Annotated in this window: 19 protein-coding genes and 1 pseudogene; 18 read left to right on the top strand and 2 right to left on the bottom strand. The window is 68.7% G+C overall.

The window, feature by feature from the left end; translation table 11 throughout:
* Genes hypC through hypE form a run of 12 tightly spaced genes read left to right on the top strand, consistent with a single transcriptional unit; the run spans nucleotide 1 to nucleotide 8,339 of the window.
* The gene (gene hypC / locus LDJ84_RS10595) at nucleotides 1-324 is read left to right on the top strand and encodes a HypC/HybG/HupF family hydrogenase formation chaperone (protein WP_034076041.1); all 324 of its coding nucleotides are present in this window, start codon (nucleotides 1-3) and stop codon (nucleotides 322-324) included.
* Nucleotides 321-803, top strand: a complete 483-nt coding sequence (locus tag LDJ84_RS10590; protein WP_034076042.1) for a hydrogenase — start codon at nucleotides 321-323, stop codon at nucleotides 801-803. The genes hypC and LDJ84_RS10590 overlap by 4 nt, the downstream gene beginning before the upstream one ends.
* The gene (locus LDJ84_RS10585) at nucleotides 800-1,675 is read left to right on the top strand and encodes a hydrogenase expression/formation protein (protein WP_099049065.1); all 876 of its coding nucleotides are present in this window, start codon (nucleotides 800-802) and stop codon (nucleotides 1,673-1,675) included. Before LDJ84_RS10590 ends, LDJ84_RS10585 begins: the two co-directional genes overlap by 4 nt.
* Entirely contained in the window at nucleotides 1,672-1,896 is a 225-nt protein-coding gene (locus LDJ84_RS10580) for a rubredoxin (protein ID WP_034076045.1), read from the top strand. The genes LDJ84_RS10585 and LDJ84_RS10580 overlap by 4 nt, the downstream gene beginning before the upstream one ends.
* Nucleotides 1,889-2,368: a [NiFe]-hydrogenase assembly chaperone HybE gene (hybE, locus tag LDJ84_RS10575; protein WP_058168052.1), complete on the top strand. Its 480-nt coding sequence runs from the start codon at nucleotides 1,889-1,891 to the stop codon at nucleotides 2,366-2,368. Before LDJ84_RS10580 ends, hybE begins: the two co-directional genes overlap by 8 nt.
* Nucleotides 2,365-3,447 (top strand): hypothetical protein, encoded by a 1,083-nt coding sequence (locus LDJ84_RS10570; protein ID WP_058168054.1) that lies wholly within the window; start codon nucleotides 2,365-2,367, stop codon nucleotides 3,445-3,447. The genes hybE and LDJ84_RS10570 overlap by 4 nt, the downstream gene beginning before the upstream one ends.
* Complete coding sequence (locus LDJ84_RS10565; RefSeq protein WP_023105843.1) at nucleotides 3,440-3,787, top strand: hydrogenase maturation nickel metallochaperone HypA; 348 nt, start codon at nucleotides 3,440-3,442, stop codon at nucleotides 3,785-3,787. Before LDJ84_RS10570 ends, LDJ84_RS10565 begins: the two co-directional genes overlap by 8 nt.
* Before the next feature lie 21 nt (nucleotides 3,788-3,808).
* Nucleotides 3,809-4,762: a hydrogenase nickel incorporation protein HypB gene (hypB, locus tag LDJ84_RS10560; protein ID WP_051878648.1), complete on the top strand. Its 954-nt coding sequence runs from the start codon at nucleotides 3,809-3,811 to the stop codon at nucleotides 4,760-4,762.
* The gene (locus tag LDJ84_RS10555; protein WP_058168056.1) at nucleotides 4,755-5,927 is read left to right on the top strand and encodes a hypothetical protein; all 1,173 of its coding nucleotides are present in this window, start codon (nucleotides 4,755-4,757) and stop codon (nucleotides 5,925-5,927) included. The genes hypB and LDJ84_RS10555 overlap by 8 nt, the downstream gene beginning before the upstream one ends.
* Nucleotides 5,918-6,151 (top strand): HypC/HybG/HupF family hydrogenase formation chaperone, encoded by a 234-nt coding sequence (locus tag LDJ84_RS10550; RefSeq protein WP_031630801.1) that lies wholly within the window; start codon nucleotides 5,918-5,920, stop codon nucleotides 6,149-6,151. The genes LDJ84_RS10555 and LDJ84_RS10550 overlap by 10 nt, the downstream gene beginning before the upstream one ends.
* Nucleotides 6,148-7,278, top strand: a complete 1,131-nt coding sequence (gene hypD / locus LDJ84_RS10545) for a hydrogenase formation protein HypD (protein WP_023105839.1) — start codon at nucleotides 6,148-6,150, stop codon at nucleotides 7,276-7,278. The genes LDJ84_RS10550 and hypD overlap by 4 nt, the downstream gene beginning before the upstream one ends.
* Nucleotides 7,279-7,307: 29 nt before the next feature.
* Nucleotides 7,308-8,339, top strand: a complete 1,032-nt coding sequence (hypE, locus tag LDJ84_RS10540; RefSeq protein ID WP_269465861.1) for a hydrogenase expression/formation protein HypE — start codon at nucleotides 7,308-7,310, stop codon at nucleotides 8,337-8,339.
* Between the two features lie 257 nt (nucleotides 8,340-8,596).
* Here the strand turns inward: hypE and LDJ84_RS10535 are convergent, their stop codons facing one another.
* Both LDJ84_RS10535 and LDJ84_RS10530 read right to left on the bottom strand, forming a co-directional pair.
* Nucleotides 8,597-8,995 (bottom strand): IS110 family transposase, encoded by a 399-nt coding sequence (locus tag LDJ84_RS10535; protein WP_226046301.1) that lies wholly within the window; start codon nucleotides 8,993-8,995, stop codon nucleotides 8,597-8,599.
* A 96-nt stretch (nucleotides 8,996-9,091) separates the two neighbouring features.
* Complete coding sequence (locus LDJ84_RS10530) at nucleotides 9,092-9,472, bottom strand: IS110 family transposase (RefSeq protein ID WP_226046300.1); 381 nt, start codon at nucleotides 9,470-9,472, stop codon at nucleotides 9,092-9,094.
* Between the two features lie 345 nt (nucleotides 9,473-9,817).
* Between LDJ84_RS10530 and LDJ84_RS10525 the strand changes: the two genes are divergently transcribed.
* From LDJ84_RS10525 to LDJ84_RS10500, 6 genes and pseudogenes are all read left to right on the top strand, one after another.
* On the top strand, nucleotides 9,818-10,333 hold the full coding sequence (locus tag LDJ84_RS10525) for a sigma-70 family RNA polymerase sigma factor (RefSeq protein ID WP_023105836.1): 516 nt from the start codon (nucleotides 9,818-9,820) through the stop codon (nucleotides 10,331-10,333).
* Nucleotides 10,330-11,316, top strand: a complete 987-nt coding sequence (locus LDJ84_RS10520; protein ID WP_023105835.1) for a FecR domain-containing protein — start codon at nucleotides 10,330-10,332, stop codon at nucleotides 11,314-11,316. Before LDJ84_RS10525 ends, LDJ84_RS10520 begins: the two co-directional genes overlap by 4 nt.
* Before the next feature lie 111 nt (nucleotides 11,317-11,427).
* Nucleotides 11,428-13,857, top strand: coding sequence for a TonB-dependent siderophore receptor (locus LDJ84_RS10515; protein ID WP_181400551.1), 2,430 nt, complete (start codon nucleotides 11,428-11,430; stop codon nucleotides 13,855-13,857).
* Nucleotides 13,858-13,892: 35 nt separating this feature from the next.
* Nucleotides 13,893-14,156, top strand: a complete 264-nt coding sequence (locus tag LDJ84_RS10510) for a GNAT family N-acetyltransferase (RefSeq protein WP_023105833.1) — start codon at nucleotides 13,893-13,895, stop codon at nucleotides 14,154-14,156.
* Between the two features lie 135 nt (nucleotides 14,157-14,291).
* Entirely contained in the window at nucleotides 14,292-14,870 is a 579-nt protein-coding gene (locus LDJ84_RS10505; protein WP_201022401.1) for an aldehyde dehydrogenase family protein, read from the top strand.
* A gap of 63 nt (nucleotides 14,871-14,933) precedes the next feature.
* Nucleotides 14,934-15,724, top strand: a pseudogene (locus LDJ84_RS10500) (SDR family NAD(P)-dependent oxidoreductase).
* Nucleotide 15,725: the final 1 nt, after the last annotated feature.

Here is a 15,725-nt window from a genome sequence, read left to right as displayed (position 1 = left end):
ATGTGCATCGGCCTGCCCATGCAGATACTCGCCACCCGCCCGGGCGCGGCACTGTGCATCGATCGCCACGCCCGCCAGCGCTGGATCGACACCGCGCTGGTCGGCGAATACCCACTTGGCGACTGGCTGCTGGTGTTCATCGACGCAGCCCGCGAGCACCTGGATGCCACCCGTGCCGCGGAAATCGACGCCACCCTGGCCCTGCTCGACGCCGCCCTGCACGGCGAGGCACAGACCGACGCCGCGTTCGCCCTGCCCTCGGCCATGAGCGCCGAGCAACTGGCCGGGCTGCTCGGCCAACCCGTTTCAAAGGAGCCCGCATGAGCGAATCCACCGTCTTTCCACCCCCCCTGCCTGCCACCCCGGCGGTGCCGCCACTGATCGCCCGCCTGGTCGAACAGCACGCCGCCGACTGGGTCGGGCTGGACACCCTCGACGCCTGGCTGCAAGCGCCCGGCGAGGCCCTGCTGCTGCTCTGCGGCGACCCGCAACGCTACCCGGAAGGCCTCGATGTGGCCGTCATTCTGCCGGAGCTGTGCCGGGCCCTGAGCGCGCGTCACGCCTGCCACTTGCGTCTGGGCGTGGGCCGCCGCGACGACGAAGCGGCGCTGGCCGAACGCTTCGCCCTGCGCCGCTGGCCGAGCATCATCTGGCTGCGCGACGGCCACTACGTGACCCAGATCGACGGCATGCGCGACTGGGACGCCTACCTGCACCTGGCCGGCGCCGCCCTGCAACAGCGCCAGGCGCTGATCCCGCTGCGCGCCGACGAGCCACCACGCGCCCCTGGAGGTTGCCAATGAACGGAGCCACGCCCATGGACCCGCTGCTGTACATCCCCCTGACCGACATCGGCCCCGGCTCGCAACCCGAAGACGACGCGGTGCTGGAATACATCAGCATGCCCCAGGGCATGTACACCCATTCGCTGCCGGAACTGCCCGAGCCCGAGGTGCTGGACGCCGCACCCGGCGCGCGGCAGATGCTCGGTGAAATCCTCCATATGCTGCGCAGCCGGCATGCCGGTGACTGCCCGCCGAGCCTCGATCTGCGGCTGTGCAGTGCGGCCGACCGAGCACTGCTCGACCAGTTGCTCGGCGAAGGCGAAGTGAGTGCGCGCATCGGTGCCGGCGTGCGCATTCAGGAATCGATCTTCGCCGGGGTATGGCGGGTCTTCGGCGACGAGCATGACCATATCGACGTGGCCCCGGCGCCGGCCGTGCTGCGCCGCGCGGCGCGCATCGACACCTGCGCGCGGGCCTTCGCCACGCCCCTGCCGCTGCCGGACGGGGTGATGAACGCCCCGGCAATCCTCACCGAACTGCAGGACCGCACCGCGCGCTGGCAGCCCGGCGACGCTGCCCATGTGCTCAACCTCAGCCTGCTGCCGCTCTCCGAGCAGGATGTGCCGTTCCTCGATGCGCGCCTGGGCGAAGGCCCGGTGCTGGTGCTGGCGCGCGGCTACGGCAACTGCCGGATCAACAGCACCGAGGTGGCCAACTGCTGGCGGGTGCGCTACTTCAACTCGCAGGATGCGCTGATCCTCGACACCCTCGAAGTCACCGACCTGCCCGAAGTGGTGCTCGCCGCCCCGGAAGACATCGCCGACTCGCTGGAGCGCTTCGAAGACATCATCCAGTGGTTCGAAGGCGAATGCGCGCAGGTTCCGCGATGAGCGCGCGCGAGGGTTTCGAAGGCAGCTACCTGGGCGACCGGGCGCGCCTGGCCGACGACACACGCCTGGAATGCAAGATCTGCTGGTGGGTGTACGACCCGGCCGAGGGCGACCCGGTCTGGCAGATACCTCCGGGCACACCCTTCGCCCGCCTCCCCGACCACTGGCGCTGCCCACACTGCGACGGCGAGGCCGAACAGTTCATGGTGCTCGATGACTGACCCGACCCTGCGCGCCGAGGCGCTGGCCCGGCGCTTCAGCGAAATCGCCGCGACGCGCATGCGCGACCTGCCGCTGCTCAACCCCGCGCTGGGCGTGGAAGCCGTCGGCTTCGCGGCGCAGAGCCTCGGCGCAGAAGCCGGCAGCGGCCTGCTCGGCGTGCTCGTCACGCCTTGGTGCATGAACCTGATCTGGCTGCCCGACCCCGGCCAGCCCCGGCCACGCGAGGGCGAGTCGCGCGAATACCGCATCGGCGAGCAGCAACTGGGCTTCATCGCCGCACATGACGAGGTCTTCGGGGCCTACCAGAGCTGCTCGCTGTTCTCGCCGATGTTCGAGTTCGCCGACCGGCAGAGCGCCCGCGACACCGCCCTCCAGGTGCTCGCCCTGCTGCGCCGTGGCACGCCGGACGAAGGCCCGGCGCTGGGCCGCCGGCGCCTGCTGTTCGGCCACCTGCGCGAGGCCGCGCGATGAGCCTGGAGCAGGCGGTGTCGCGCCTGGCCGGGTCATTGCAGGTGCGCCCCGGCCAACGCCCGGCGCTTTCCGGTGGGCGGCCGCCGCTGGCTGGCCGGCTGCTGCGCGGGCAACCCTGGCAGGCCGCGGCGCAGCGCCTGCCGCTGCTCTACAGCCTGTGCGGGCAGGCCCACCGGCTCAGTGCCGAACTGGCCGTGCAGGCCGCGCGCCACGGCCACGCCGAAGCCAGCGAGGCGGCGCGCCAGGCGCTGCACGCCGAGGTGCGTCGGGAGCACCAGCGGCATATCGTGCTCGACTGGCCGCGCCTGCTGGCCAGCCCCGGCAATCACAGCGCCGCGCTCGGCGCCCACCTGGGCGAAGACCCGCGCGCCTGGTTCGGCGTATCGCCGCAGGCCTGGCTGCGCGCCTGGTACGACGACCCGCGCGGCGCCTTGCAGACCTTCAGCGACGGCCGCGAACACTGGCTGGCGCGCCTGCTCAGCGCGTGCCGCCAGCGCGCCGAAGCCCTGGCCCTGCCGCTGCGCGCCCTGCCCCTGGAAGCCGGCAGCCTGCGCAGCATCGCCCACGACCTGCAACGCCGCGAAGGCTTCGTGCGGCGCCCGGAACTGGCCGGGCAGCCCTGCGAAACCGGCGCCTGGACCCGCGCCCACGCGGCCTCGTCGCCGGTCTGTGACAACGCCTGGCTGCGCCTCGGGGCGCGCCTGGCCGACCTTGCCGAACTCAGCCTGGAACACCCGCGCCCGCTGGCCCTGGGCGCCCTGGCCATGGCCGAGGGCCAGGCCCTGGCCTGGTGCGAGACCGCGCGCGGCCTGCTGCTGCACCGCGTACACGTGGAAACCCATGGCCCGCAACCGCGCATCTGCGACTACCAGATACTGGCGCCCACCGAATGGAACCTGCATCCTCGCGGCGCACTGGCCCGTGCCCTGGAGGCACTGCCCTGCGACAGCTCGGCACGGCGCCAGGCCGAACTGCTGCTGGCGGTCTACGATCCGTGCCTGGCCTACCAGATCGAGGTCGGCGCGCCCGAGCGGCCCGCCCCTTCGGCAAGCGACTCAGGAGCCTATCCGCATGCATGAAGTCAGCCTGGCCGGCGGCATACTCGCCGCCGTCGAAGACGCCGCACGCCAGGACCCGTTCGTCCGCGTCAGCCGCCTGCGCCTGGAAGCCGGCCAGCTCGCCGGGGTGGAAGTCGAAGCCCTGCGCTTCGCCCTCCAGGCCATTGCCCCCGGCAGCCTGCTCGATGGCGCGCACATCGAGATCGAACAGCCCGACGGCCAGGCCTGGTGCCTGGATTGCGCCACCCACGTCGCCCTGCCGCAGCGCGGCGCTGCCTGCCCGCACTGCGGTGGCTTCTGGCTGCAGCCCACCGCCGGCACCGAACTGCGCATCCTCGACCTGCAGGTCGAGGACTACTGAATTCGCCACAGGAGAAACGCCATGTGCGTCGTCTGCGGCTGCTCCGGCGGCCCATCCCACTCCCACACTCCCGCAGCGCCCGACGCCGGCCTGAATGCCAGCGCCGACCTGCACTACGGGCAGGGCGCCGCCGGCGTCTCGCTGCCCGGCGTGAGCCAATCGCGCACCATTCGCCTGGAGCAGGACGTGCTCGGTGAGAACGACCGCCACGCCGCGCGCAACCGCCAGGACTTCGACAGCCATGGCGTGCTCGCACTCAACCTGGTCTCCAGCCCCGGCTCGGGCAAGACCACCCTGCTCTGCGCCACCCTGCAGGCCTTGCGCCAACGCCAGGCGCAGTTGCCGCTGGCAGTGATCGAAGGCGATCAGCAGACCAGCCACGACGCCGAACGTATCCGCGCCACCGGGGTGCCGGCGATCCAGGTCAATACCGGCAAGGGCTGCCACCTGGACGCGCGCATGGTCGCCGAGGCCTATGCCCGCCTGCCGCTGCACCATGCCGTGCACGCCCGTGGGCACGGCCATGGACAGCCGACCGCACGCCTGGCGCCACCGGCGGCGGGCAGCCGGCTCGGCACCCTGCGGCCGCTCACCGCGGCAGGGCCGGCCGGCATCCTGTTCATCGAAAACGTCGGCAACCTGGTCTGCCCGGCCCTGTGGGACCTCGGCGAGGCCGCCAAGGTGGCGATCCTCTCGGTCACCGAGGGCGAGGACAAGCCGCTGAAGTACCCGGACATGTTCGCCGCCGCCAGCCTCATGCTGCTGACCAAGACCGACCTGCTGCCGCACCTGGACTTCGACGTGCAGCGCTGCCTGGACTACGCCCACCGGGTCAACCCGCGGCTGCGCGTGATCCAGCTCAGCGCCCGCGATGGCAGCGGCATGCCGGCGTGGCTGGAATGGCTGCTCGACGGCCGGGCCCGGCACCCTGGCCAACCCGGCGAACACGTATCGCTGGGGTGCCGGCATGACTGAGCTGCACACGCAACGCCTGCCGCTCGCGGCGGTCTGGCCGCCGGTACTGGCCTGTGGGGCCTGGCTGAAGAACAGCGCCTGCCTGCTGCAGGGCGACCGGGTGCTCTGGTCGCCGGTGCATGGCGACCTTGGCGAGGCGGCCAACTGCCTGGCCCTGGAAGCCTCCGTGGAGCAACTGCTGGCGCACGCCGAAGCCCCGCCCCGGCTGATCGCCCACGACCTGCACCCAGACTTCCACAGCACCCGGCTGGCGCTCGACAGCGCCGCACGCCTGGGCATACCGGCACTGGCGGTGCAGCACCACCACGCGCACATCGCCGCCGTGCAGGCCGAGCACGGGCTGGCCGGGCCGGTGCTCGGCCTGGCCCTGGACGGGGTCGGCCTGGGCTGCGATGGCCAGGCCTGGGGCGGCGAACTGCTGCGCGTCGAGGCCTCCTCCTGGCGTCGCCTCGGCGCGCTGCGGGCGCTGCCGCTGCCCGGTGGCGACAGCGCCGCCCGCGAACCCTGGCGCCTGGTGGCCGCCAGCCTGCACCTGCTCGGCCGCGGCGAGGAGATCGAGGCACGGCTGGCCCCGCAGGTCGGCGCGCCGGCCGCCGCGACCGTGGCACGCATGCTCGAACGTCGGCTCAACTGCCCGCCCAGCAGCGGCGCCGGGCGCTGGTTCGATGCCGCCGCCGGAATCCTCGGCCTGAGCCTGCGCCAGGCCTTTGAAGCCGAAGCCGCCATTGCCCTGGAACGCGCGGCCAGCGACTACCTGGCCAGCCACCCGGCGCCAGCGCCCGAGGGCCTCTGGCAGGTCTGCGACAACGGCCGCCTGGACCTGCTGCCGCTGCTCGCGCGCCTGTTCGAACTGGCCGACCAGGGCCGCGCCGCCGAAGGCGCGGCGCTCTTCCACCTGGCGCTGGCCGCGGCACTGGCCAACTGGCTGGCACGCCAGGGGGGCGACCTGCCGGTGCTGCTCGGCGGCGGCTGCTTTGCCAACCGTCTGCTCAGCGCCCGGCTTGGCCAGCATCTGGCCGCCCAGGGGCGGCGTGTATTCACTGCGCAGAGCGTTTCCTGTGGCGACGCCGGGCTGGCCCTGGGCCAGGCCTGGGTCGCCGCGCACTGGGCTGCCCCGAGCGGCCACGCGGCGCTGCCGCTGGAGGATATTCCCGCATGTGCCTAGCCATCCCCGCCGAAGTGGTCGAGTTGCGCGACAACGACCAGGCCCTGGTCGACCTGGGCGGCATCCGCAAGGAAATCTCGCTGGCGCTGGTCAGCGGCGCACAGGTCGGCGACTACGTGATCGTGCATGTCGGTTACGCCCTCGGCCTGATCGACCCGGAGGAAGCCCGCCGCACCCTGGCAATGTTCAACGAACTGGGCCTGGCCCCGGCGCAGGACCTATGAAGTACATCGACGAATACCGCGATGGCGAACTGGCCCGACAGATCGCCGCACGCATCGCCCAAGCCGCCCGGCCGGAACGCGACTACCGCTTCATGGAGTTCTGCGGCGGGCACACCCATGCCATTTCCCGCTACGGTGTGAGCGACCTGCTGCCGGGCAACGTGCGCATGATCCACGGCCCCGGCTGCCCGGTCTGCGTGCTGCCGATCGGGCGCATCGACCTGGCCATCCGCCTGGCCCTGGAGCAGCGGGTGATCCTCTGCAGCTACGGCGATACCCTGCGCGTGCCGGCCTCCGACGGGCTCTCGCTGCTGCGCGCCAAGGCCCGCGGCGGCGACATCCGCATGATCTACTCCCCGCAGGATGCGCTGAAGATCGCCGAGGCCAACCCCACCCGCGAGGTGGTGTTCTTCGCCGTCGGTTTCGAAACCACTACCCCGCCCACCGCGCTGGTGATCCGCGAGGCGGCCCGGCGCGGGCTGGACAACTTCAGCGTGCTCTGCTGCCACGTGCTGACCCCGCCGGCCATCGCGCACATCCTCGACACCCCGGCCAGCGAGGCGGTGGCCCTGGACGGCTTCATCGGCCCGGCGCACGTCAGCGTGGTGATCGGTGCGGCGCCCTACGCCGAGTTCGCCCGGCGCTACCGCAAGCCCGTGGTGATCGCCGGCTTCGAACCGCTGGACGTGCTGCAGGCCATCCTCATGCTGGTGCAGCAGGTCAACGACGGGCGCGCCGAGGTGCAGAACGAATTCATCCGCGCCGTCAGCGAGGCCGGCAGCCGGCCCATGCAGGCGCTCATGGAAGAAGTCTTCGAGCTGCGCGAGAGCTTCGAGTGGCGCGGCCTGGGCGAGATGCCGGCCAGCGCCCGGCGCATCCGCCCGGCCTTTGCCCGGCACGACGCCGAAGCGCGCTTCGCCCTGCACTACCAGTCGGTGCCCGACCACAAGGCCTGCGAATGCGGGCCGATCCTGCGCGGGCAGAAGCGGCCCATCGACTGCCGCCTGTTCGGCAGCGTCTGCACCCCGGAAAACCCGGTCGGCTCGTGCATGGTCTCCAACGAGGGCGCTTGTGCAGCGCACTACGCCTACGGGCGCTACAAGGACATCGAGGTACACGCCGTATGAACGCTCGCGCCCCTGTCAAACGCGGCTATGTGCGCCCGCTGAACCTGCGCGACGGCCAGGTCGAGATGGCCCACGGCGCCGGTGGCCGCGCCTCGGCGCAACTGATCGAGGAACTCTTCCTGCGTGCCTTCGACAACCCCTGGCTGCGCCAGGGCAACGATGGCGCCACACTGCCGGCCCCCGGGCCCGGCGAGCGCCTGGTGATGGCTACCGATGCGCACGTGATCTCGCCGCTGTTCTTCCCCGGCGGCGACATCGGCAGCCTGGCCGTGCACGGCACCCTGAACGACGTTGCCGTCTGTGGCGCCCGGCCTCTGTACCTGGCCGCCAGTTTCATTCTCGAAGAAGGCTTCGCCCTGGCCGCGCTCAAGCGCATCGCCGACTCCATGGGCCGCGCCGCCCGCGAGGCCGGGGTGGCCATCGTCACCGGCGACACCAAGGTGGTCGAGCGCGGCAAGGGCGATGGCGTGTTCATCAGCACCACCGGGGTCGGTGCGCTCGCCGCCGGCATCGACACCGGCGGCCATCGCGCCCGCCCTGGCGACGTCATCCTGGTGTCCGGCAGCATCGGCGAGCACGGCGTGGCCATCCTCTCGCAACGCGAATCGCTGGAATTCGAAACAAAGATCGCGTCCGACAGCGCCGCCCTGCACGGTCTGGTCGCCGAACTGCTGGCCGTGGCACCGGGTCTGCGCGTACTGCGCGACCCGACCCGCGGCGGGCTGGCCACCACACTCAACGAGATCGCCGGACAGTCCGGCGTAGGCATGCTCCTCGACGAGGCCGCCATTCCGGTGCTGCCCCAGGTCGAGGCCGCCTGCGAGCTGCTCGGGCTCGACCCGCTGTACGTGGCCAACGAAGGCAAGCTGGTGATCATCTGCGCCGAGCCGGACGCCCGGGCCCTGCTCCAGACCCTGCACGCCCACCCGCTGGGCACCCGTGCCGCGCGCATCGGCCAGGTGGTCGAGGACAGCCACGGCTTCGTGCAGATGCACACCCGCTTCGGCGGGCGGCGCATCGTCGACTGGCTGGCCGGCGAACAACTGCCGCGCATCTGCTGACCCAGCCACAATTCGCGGGCTCTGGTATTCGAAAACAGCGGGCGTACGCCCAAGGGCGATACCTCCCCATCTGAAATGTATCCCCCCAGAACCCCCGACGCGCGAACCGTCCCATCGGTCGGCCGAGTGCAGGTAGCACGCAGAGGGGCGAGCGGCAGGAATGCCACGAGAGCGTTAAGATTCTATGCCAACGCTGCCTCCGGTTCGGGGCGTCGATAGGCTGTTTGCGTCTGCATCAGGGCAAAGGCAATACGGGCTTATTTGCGGGCGAGAATGGTCAGCGCCTCAGTCTTTTTCAGGCCGCGCGCCAGGTAGCTTTGATAGATCGATTGCCAGCGCTGCGTGCGGGCTGCGGACATGGCGATGCTGTGCAATAACCGGCGGATTTCCGGGTCTCCCTGCCTGGTCAGCTTGCGCCGGCCACTGTAGCGACCCGATTCCTTCAGGTGCACATCCAGACCTATGAAGGCGATGAACGCATCGCTGTTGCGGAAGCTCCCGCGCAGGAATGCCATGCTCAAGGCGGCTGCGGTCAGCGGCCCGATACCCTCGACTTTCTGGCAGCGCTTGCTCTGGGCTGTCAGTCCGGCTTCGTCCAGCGTTGACTGGATCGCGTCTTCCAGCCTCCTCTCCAGGGTGGCCATGCGCTTGAGCACGGGTTTCAACTCGCTGGCCAGCTCTCGGTCCTGAGAGAAGCTTTGGCGCAGAGAGGTCGCACTACGAACGACGACGGCACGCCGATGCAACATGGCCTACAGCCGGCTGTATACCTTGCTCGGCGGCTGCCAGGGACCCAATTGCGCCTGCTCGTGGGCCAGATAGCGGGCCAGCAGCTGAGCATCGCTGCGATCATCCTTGTTTCGACCACCAATTCCCTGGCGGTAATTGCTCAGGCGATAACCATTGATGACGTAGATCCGATGGCCCCGTGCATGGGTCAGAGTCGCGACCAGGACATGGTAGATCACCGTCGCTTCGATCGCGATCGAACAGCCAGAAGGCAGGGTCTTGAGCCAGTTCCTGATTGAACACGACTCGTTGGGCAGCTCGAACACTTCGCCCGCAGGGGCACCACAGATGCTCAGCGACTCCTTGGCCACATCAATTCCAATCACCGCAGTTTGGCTTGTCATAGAGCTCTCCGACGCTGAAGATGGAGCGACCTGTCGGGGGCTCACATAGCGCAGGCTTACCGGTATTGTCGGTTTGAGCGGCTACTCAACCGAAGGATTCCTTATCGGCGCTTGTGGTGAGCGCGTGGGCGGGGGAAGTCTCCTACCGTCTGTCTGGCTTGCAGAAGAGGGCCTTGTCCCTCCACCCTCGACAGGTTCCTACCCTAACGCCATACAAGTGGGCCATGCCCACGATCTTTTCCCCCGCGCAACTCGTTGCCACTGCGACGTGGAGACTGGGATACTTGCCAAGGCTGGTCAGGTGAGATGAGAATGTGACGCAATTGATAGTAATTCGCCACAATCATGCCCGACTCCTCCACGTCCCGCGACACCTTCCAGCAGCTCTATGCCGACAACCACCGCTGGCTGCATGGTTGGCTGTGGCGGCGGCTGGGCTGCCATGCCGATGCCGCCGACCTCACCCAGGACACCTTCCTGCGTACCTGGACAGCCCCGCAACGTGATGCCCTGCAAGAGCCCCGGGCCTTTCTCTGCCTGGTGGCCAAGCGGTTGCTGTGCTCCTTCTGGCGGCGCAACGAGTTGGAGCGCGCCTACCTCGATGCCCTGGCCGGCCTGCCGGAAGTCGTATCGCCGTCGGAAGAAGACCTGGCTGTTCTGCGCGAGGCCATCGCGGCGGTTGACCACATGCTCGACGGCCTGCCGGAAAAGGTCCGCCATGCCTTCCTGCTCAATCGCCTGGAAGGCCTCACCCACCCGGAGATCGCCGAGCGTCTGGGCGTGTCGGTGGCGACCATCGAACGCTGGATACGCCGCGCGGTGACCCAGTGCTACCTGGCCAGCCTCGGCGGGCAGCCATGAGCCAGGCAGCCGCAGGACGGTTGCCCGAGGCGATCAAGGCGGCCATCGACTGGCTGGTGCTGCTCGACTCCGGTACGGCCCAGCCGGCTGACCGTGGCGCATTCGAAGCCTGGCTGGCGAGCAGTGCCGAACACCGCCAGGCCTGGGCCTCGGTCACCGGCGCGCTGGCCCAGCCGCTGGACAGGCTGGCCGATGCGCACCGGCAGATACCCGGCAGCGAGCAGGTCGCTACCGGCGTGCTGCGCCAGTCCGGCGTGTCGCTGGAGCGTCGCCGGTTGCTGCGCGGCGGTACAGCGCTGCTGCTGCTCGCCGGGCTGCCCGGCGTGCTGACGCTGCAACGGCGCATGCCGCTGGAGGGATTGATCCGCGACTACTACAGCGGCACTGCCGAGCGTCGGCGCATTACCCTGGCCGACGGCAGCCTCCTCACGCTCAATGCGCGGACCACGGTCGACGTGGACATCAGCGCAACGCAGCGCCAGGTGCGCCTGCATCAGGGCGAGTTGTGCATTGAGGTGGCGGACGACCCACGCCGGGCCTTCGTCGTGCAGTGCGCCGAAGGCCGCGTCAGCAGCCATGCCGGCACCTTCGTGGTGGCGCAGGAGGCGGGGCACGCCTGGGTCAGCGTGATGCGCGGCAGCGCGCAGGTGAGCACGCTCTCGGGGCAGTCCGGGCAACTGCAGAGTGGCCAGACGCTGCGCTTCGATGCCTTGCGCCTTGACCCGAAGGGTACGTCGTCCCGGCGCCTGGATGCCTGGCTGCAAGGCCGTGTGGATGTGCAGGACGAAGCCCTGGGCTATGTGGTCGATGCCTTGCGCCCGTATCGCTACGGCCTGCTGCGGATCACCCCGCAGGCCGCGGCATTGCGGGTGTTCGGCGTGTTCCCGCTGGATGACACCGAGCGCGCCCTGCAATCCCTGGCGCAGGTGTTGCCGATCCGTGTCGATCACTATGGCCCGCTGACCCTCATCGACCTGGCCTGAAACCGTGGCTGAACAGCGGGGCTGAAAAAAGTTGTGATCGCGTGAGGGGATTTTTCCGCTCGTTCGACAAAGGAGGAAATTTTTCTCCGAACCTCAAGGAACGACCGCCTCATGCGCACCTCACTTCGCCCCTCGATGCCGCTGGCCTTGGCCATCGCCCTGGCCATGCCCGGCGCGTTCGCCGAACCGGCCTCGCAGCACTACCAGTTGCCGGCCCAGCCCCTGGACCAGGCCCTGCGCGAAATCGCCCGGCAGAGTGGGCGCAGCATCGTCGCCGACCCGGCGCTGGTACGCGGCCGTGCCAGCCATGCGGTAGACGGTGACTTCGACGCCGAAGACGCGGCGCGCCGGGCCTTGCAGGGCAGTGGCCTGCAACTGCGCACCACCGAGAACGGCACGCTGACCGTCGAGCGCACGCCCGAGGGCGACACGCTGGAGCTGGGCGCCACCACGGTGAACGCGGCGGCGCTGGGCGAAACCACCGAGGGCACCGGCTCGTACACCACCGGCGCGCTGACCATCGGCAAGGGCGCGCATACGCTCAAGGAAACCCCCCAGTCGGTGACGGTGATCACCCGCAAACTGATGGATGACCAGAACCTCAACACCATCGATCAGGTGATGGAGAAGACCCCGGGTATCACCGTGTCCGGCTCGCCCATGGCCGGGCAGTATTTCTACTCGCGTGGTTTCAAGATGGATGCGCCGTACCAGTACGACGGCGTCCCGCTGGATATCGGCAGCAGCTACGTACAAGCCAACAGCTTCGGCGCTGACATGACCGTCTACGACCGCGTGGAGATTCTGCGGGGTGCCTCGGGGATGATGAAGGGCGCCGGTACGCCCACTGGTGCGGTGAACCTGGTGCGCAAGCGTGGCCAGGCTACGCCGACGGCGTCGGTCACCCTGCAGGGCGGCTCCTGGGACAACTATCGTGGCCAGGTCGATGTCGGTGGCCCGCTGAACGCGGATGGCACCCTGCGTGGCCGGGCTGTGGTGGCTAAGCAGGACCGCCAGTATTTCTACGACATCGCCAAGCGCGGTGACGATATCGCCTACGCTGCGCTGGACTATGACTTCACGCCCGATACTACCGCCGGTATCGGCTTTGCCTACGAACGTGTCGATGCCACTCCCTGCTGGGGCGGCCTGCCTCGCTACGCCGATGGTAGCGACCTGAAACTCAGCCGTTCCACGTGCCTGGGCGCGAGTTGGAACACCTGGGACAGCAAGCGCAACACCGTCTGGGCCGATATCAGCCAGCGGCTCAACGATGATTGGCGCGCCAAGCTCTCCGCCATCTACACGCACAACACCCAGGATATGAAGTACCTGCAGGGCGCGGTGTTCAGCACCGTAGCCGTGGGAAGCGACAATGGCGCTCTGACCCCGCTTGCCGGGCTCTTCGACTATGACCAGACCGACTACGGCTTCGATGGCTTCATCGATGGCAAATTCCGCGCCTTCGGCCTGGAGCATGAGCTGACCCTCGGCGCCAATACCAGCCGCTCGCGCAGCAATGACGTGTGGGCACTGGAGCGTCTGACCGGAACCACCATCGATGCCTTCGACCCCGGCAAAGTGGCTGAGCCGTCCGACAGCGAGATTATCGCCAACTCCTATCGTGGTGGCTGGCCCTACCCGAGCAAGATCGATATCAAGCAGACCGGTGCGTATGCCAACCTGCGGCTGAAGCTCGCCGAGCCGCTCACCCTGGTGCTGGGCAGCCGGGTGAGCTGGTACGACTACTACAACGACAACAAGTCCTATGGCAGCGTCAGCACCTCGCGCATGACCGAGACTGGCCAGGTCACTCCCTTCGCCGCGCTGCTCTATGACATCGACCCGCATCTGACTGTCTACGCCAGCTATGCCGATGTGTTCCAGCCGCAGTCCTATGTCGATGCCGATGGCAAGCCACTTCCGCCCAAAACGGGAAAGAACTACGAACTGGGGATCAAGGGCGAATGGTTCGATGGCGCGCTCAACGGCACCGCCAACCTGTTCCAGGCTTACCAGGAACATGCGGCCGGCGCGCTGGACAGTTCATGCAACTGCTCCTACGACACGGGCAAGGTCCGTGCCCAGGGGGTCGAGCTGGAAATGAGTGGCTCGCCGATCGAGCGTCTGCAGGTACTGGCCGGCTACACCTACACCCAGACCAAGACCTTGAGTGCCGTGCGTAACGTCAACGTCGCCGCTTCCGATGGCGACACCTACAACACCCTGGTGCCCCGCCACCTGCTGCGGGTGTGGGGCGATTACGAGCTGGCCGGTGCACTGCGCGATTTTAGCGTCGGTGGTGGGGTGACTGCGCAGAGTGACATCTACCGGTTGTCCAACTCGGTGAAGAGTGCGCAGGCCGGCTATGCAATCTGGAGTGGTCGGATCCAGTACCACCTGGATGAGCACTGGAGCGTTGCCTTGAATGGCAACAACCTGTTCGACAAGAAGTACTACCAAACGATTGGCGACCGCCTGACCATGAACTACTACGGCGACCCGCGTAACTTCATGGTCACGCTCAAGGGCAGCTTCTGAGCGAACTGCCCGCCACCCGATGCAAGGACCGCACGATGTCGCCCACGCTCCGCCGCGCCAGCCCCGAAGATGCCCCCGCCATCAGTGCGGTGATCCTGCGCAGCCTGCGCCAGAGCACTGCGCAGGACTACCCGGCCTCGGTGATCGAGCGGGTGGCGCGCAGTTTCGACGTCGACGCCGTGCGCAGGCTGATCGCCCGCCGCGAGGTGTTCGTAGCCCTGGAAGATGGCCAGGCGGTCAGCACCGCCAGCCTCGACCGTGCGGTGGTGCGCAGTGTATTCGTCGACCCCGCGTGGTAGGGGCATGCATCGGTGCCCGCTTGATGGCCGCCGTCGAAGAACGGGCGCGGGCGGTGGGCGTCGCCTGCCTCAAGGTACCTGCGTCACTCACCGCACAAGGGTTCTATACGCGCCTGGGCCATCGTGCTGCCGGACGTGGACGTTGACGAAGTGGCGCTGAAGCTGTTCATGGGCGCCTTCTTCAACAGCGGCCAGGTCTGCGTGGCGTGCAAGCGCCTGTACATCCACGAAAGCATCTACGAGCGCCCGCGCGACAAGCTGCACCAACTGGCGCAGACCCTGCCGATCGGCGATTGCATGCAGCCGGGCGTGCTGTTCGGGCCGATCCAGAACCTGCCGCAGTACCGCCGCGTGCTACAGTTGCGTGACGAGGCCCGCGACGCCGGCCTGGTGCTGCTCGAAGGCGCTGCGGTACCTGAGCGCGGCTACTTCATGCCGCTGACCCTGGTGGACAACCCGCCGGAGGATTCCCGCGTGGCGGTCGAAGAAGCCTTCGGCCCGATCCTGCCGCTGCTGCGCTTCAGCGACGTCGACGAGGTGATCGCCAGCGCCTACGGCCTGGCCGGCGCGGTGTGGATCAACCAGAACCTGGAGTCATCGCCGATGGTGCCGCTGGGTGGCCACAAGCAGTCCGGCCTCGGCGTGGAGAACGGCGTCGCCGGGCTGATGGAGTTCACCCAGCCGAAATCCATCTTCATTCCCAAGTCCGCCTGACCCTTCCCACGCGACAGCGAGTCCCCAGGCTCGCTGTCGCGCCCGCACTCTGGAGACAACCGCATGAACGACGCATCTGCAAAGGCGGGCGTGCCCCTGCACGTCGACCTGTTCGACCAACTCGCCCTGGTCACCGGTGCCGGCAGCGGTCTGGGGCGGCGCTTCGCTCGGGTACTGGCTGCGGCCGGCGCGCGGGTGATCCTCTGCGGCCGCCGCCGCGACCGCTTGCGGAAGTGGCTGAGGCGATTACCGCCAGCGGCGGTCAGGCCATGGTCGAAGTCCTCGACCTGCGCGACGCCGCCACGTTGCCGGTACGCATACGCGAGCTGACCCAGGCGTACGGCAGCATCGACATCCTGGTCAACAACGCCGGCATCGGGCAGAGCGGCACAGCCCTCGACATGGAGCTGGCGGCGATGGACGAGCTCTTCGCCACCAACCTGCGCGCGCCCTTCATCGTCGCCACCGAAGTGGCCCGGCACCTGATCGCCGCCGGACGACCGGGACGCATCGTCAACCTCCTCTCGGGCGGCGCCCTGCACTACAGCAGCGGCATGGGCGCGGCACTCTACTGTTCGCTCAAGGCCGCAGTGATCCGCATGAGCGAAGCGCTGGCGCTGGAGTGGGCGAATCACGGCATCAATGTCAACGCCATCGCGCCGGGGCTGTTCGAGACCGAGATGACCGAAGAGCACCTGGCGCGCTTCCGCGAGCACATGGTCGAGCGCCTGTCACGCAAGCGCGCCGGCTTGCCGGAACAACTGGACAGCACCCTGCTCTACTTGGTGTCGCCGGCCTCCGAGTTCGTCACCGGCATCTGCCAGCACGTCGACGACGCCCAGTACCCCCGCTGAC

This window comes from Pseudomonas sp. HS-18, from assembly GCF_020401845.1.
Lineage (GTDB): Bacteria > Pseudomonadota > Gammaproteobacteria > Pseudomonadales > Pseudomonadaceae > Pseudomonas > Pseudomonas nitroreducens.
This window is presented reverse-complemented; position numbering and strand designations above follow the sequence as displayed.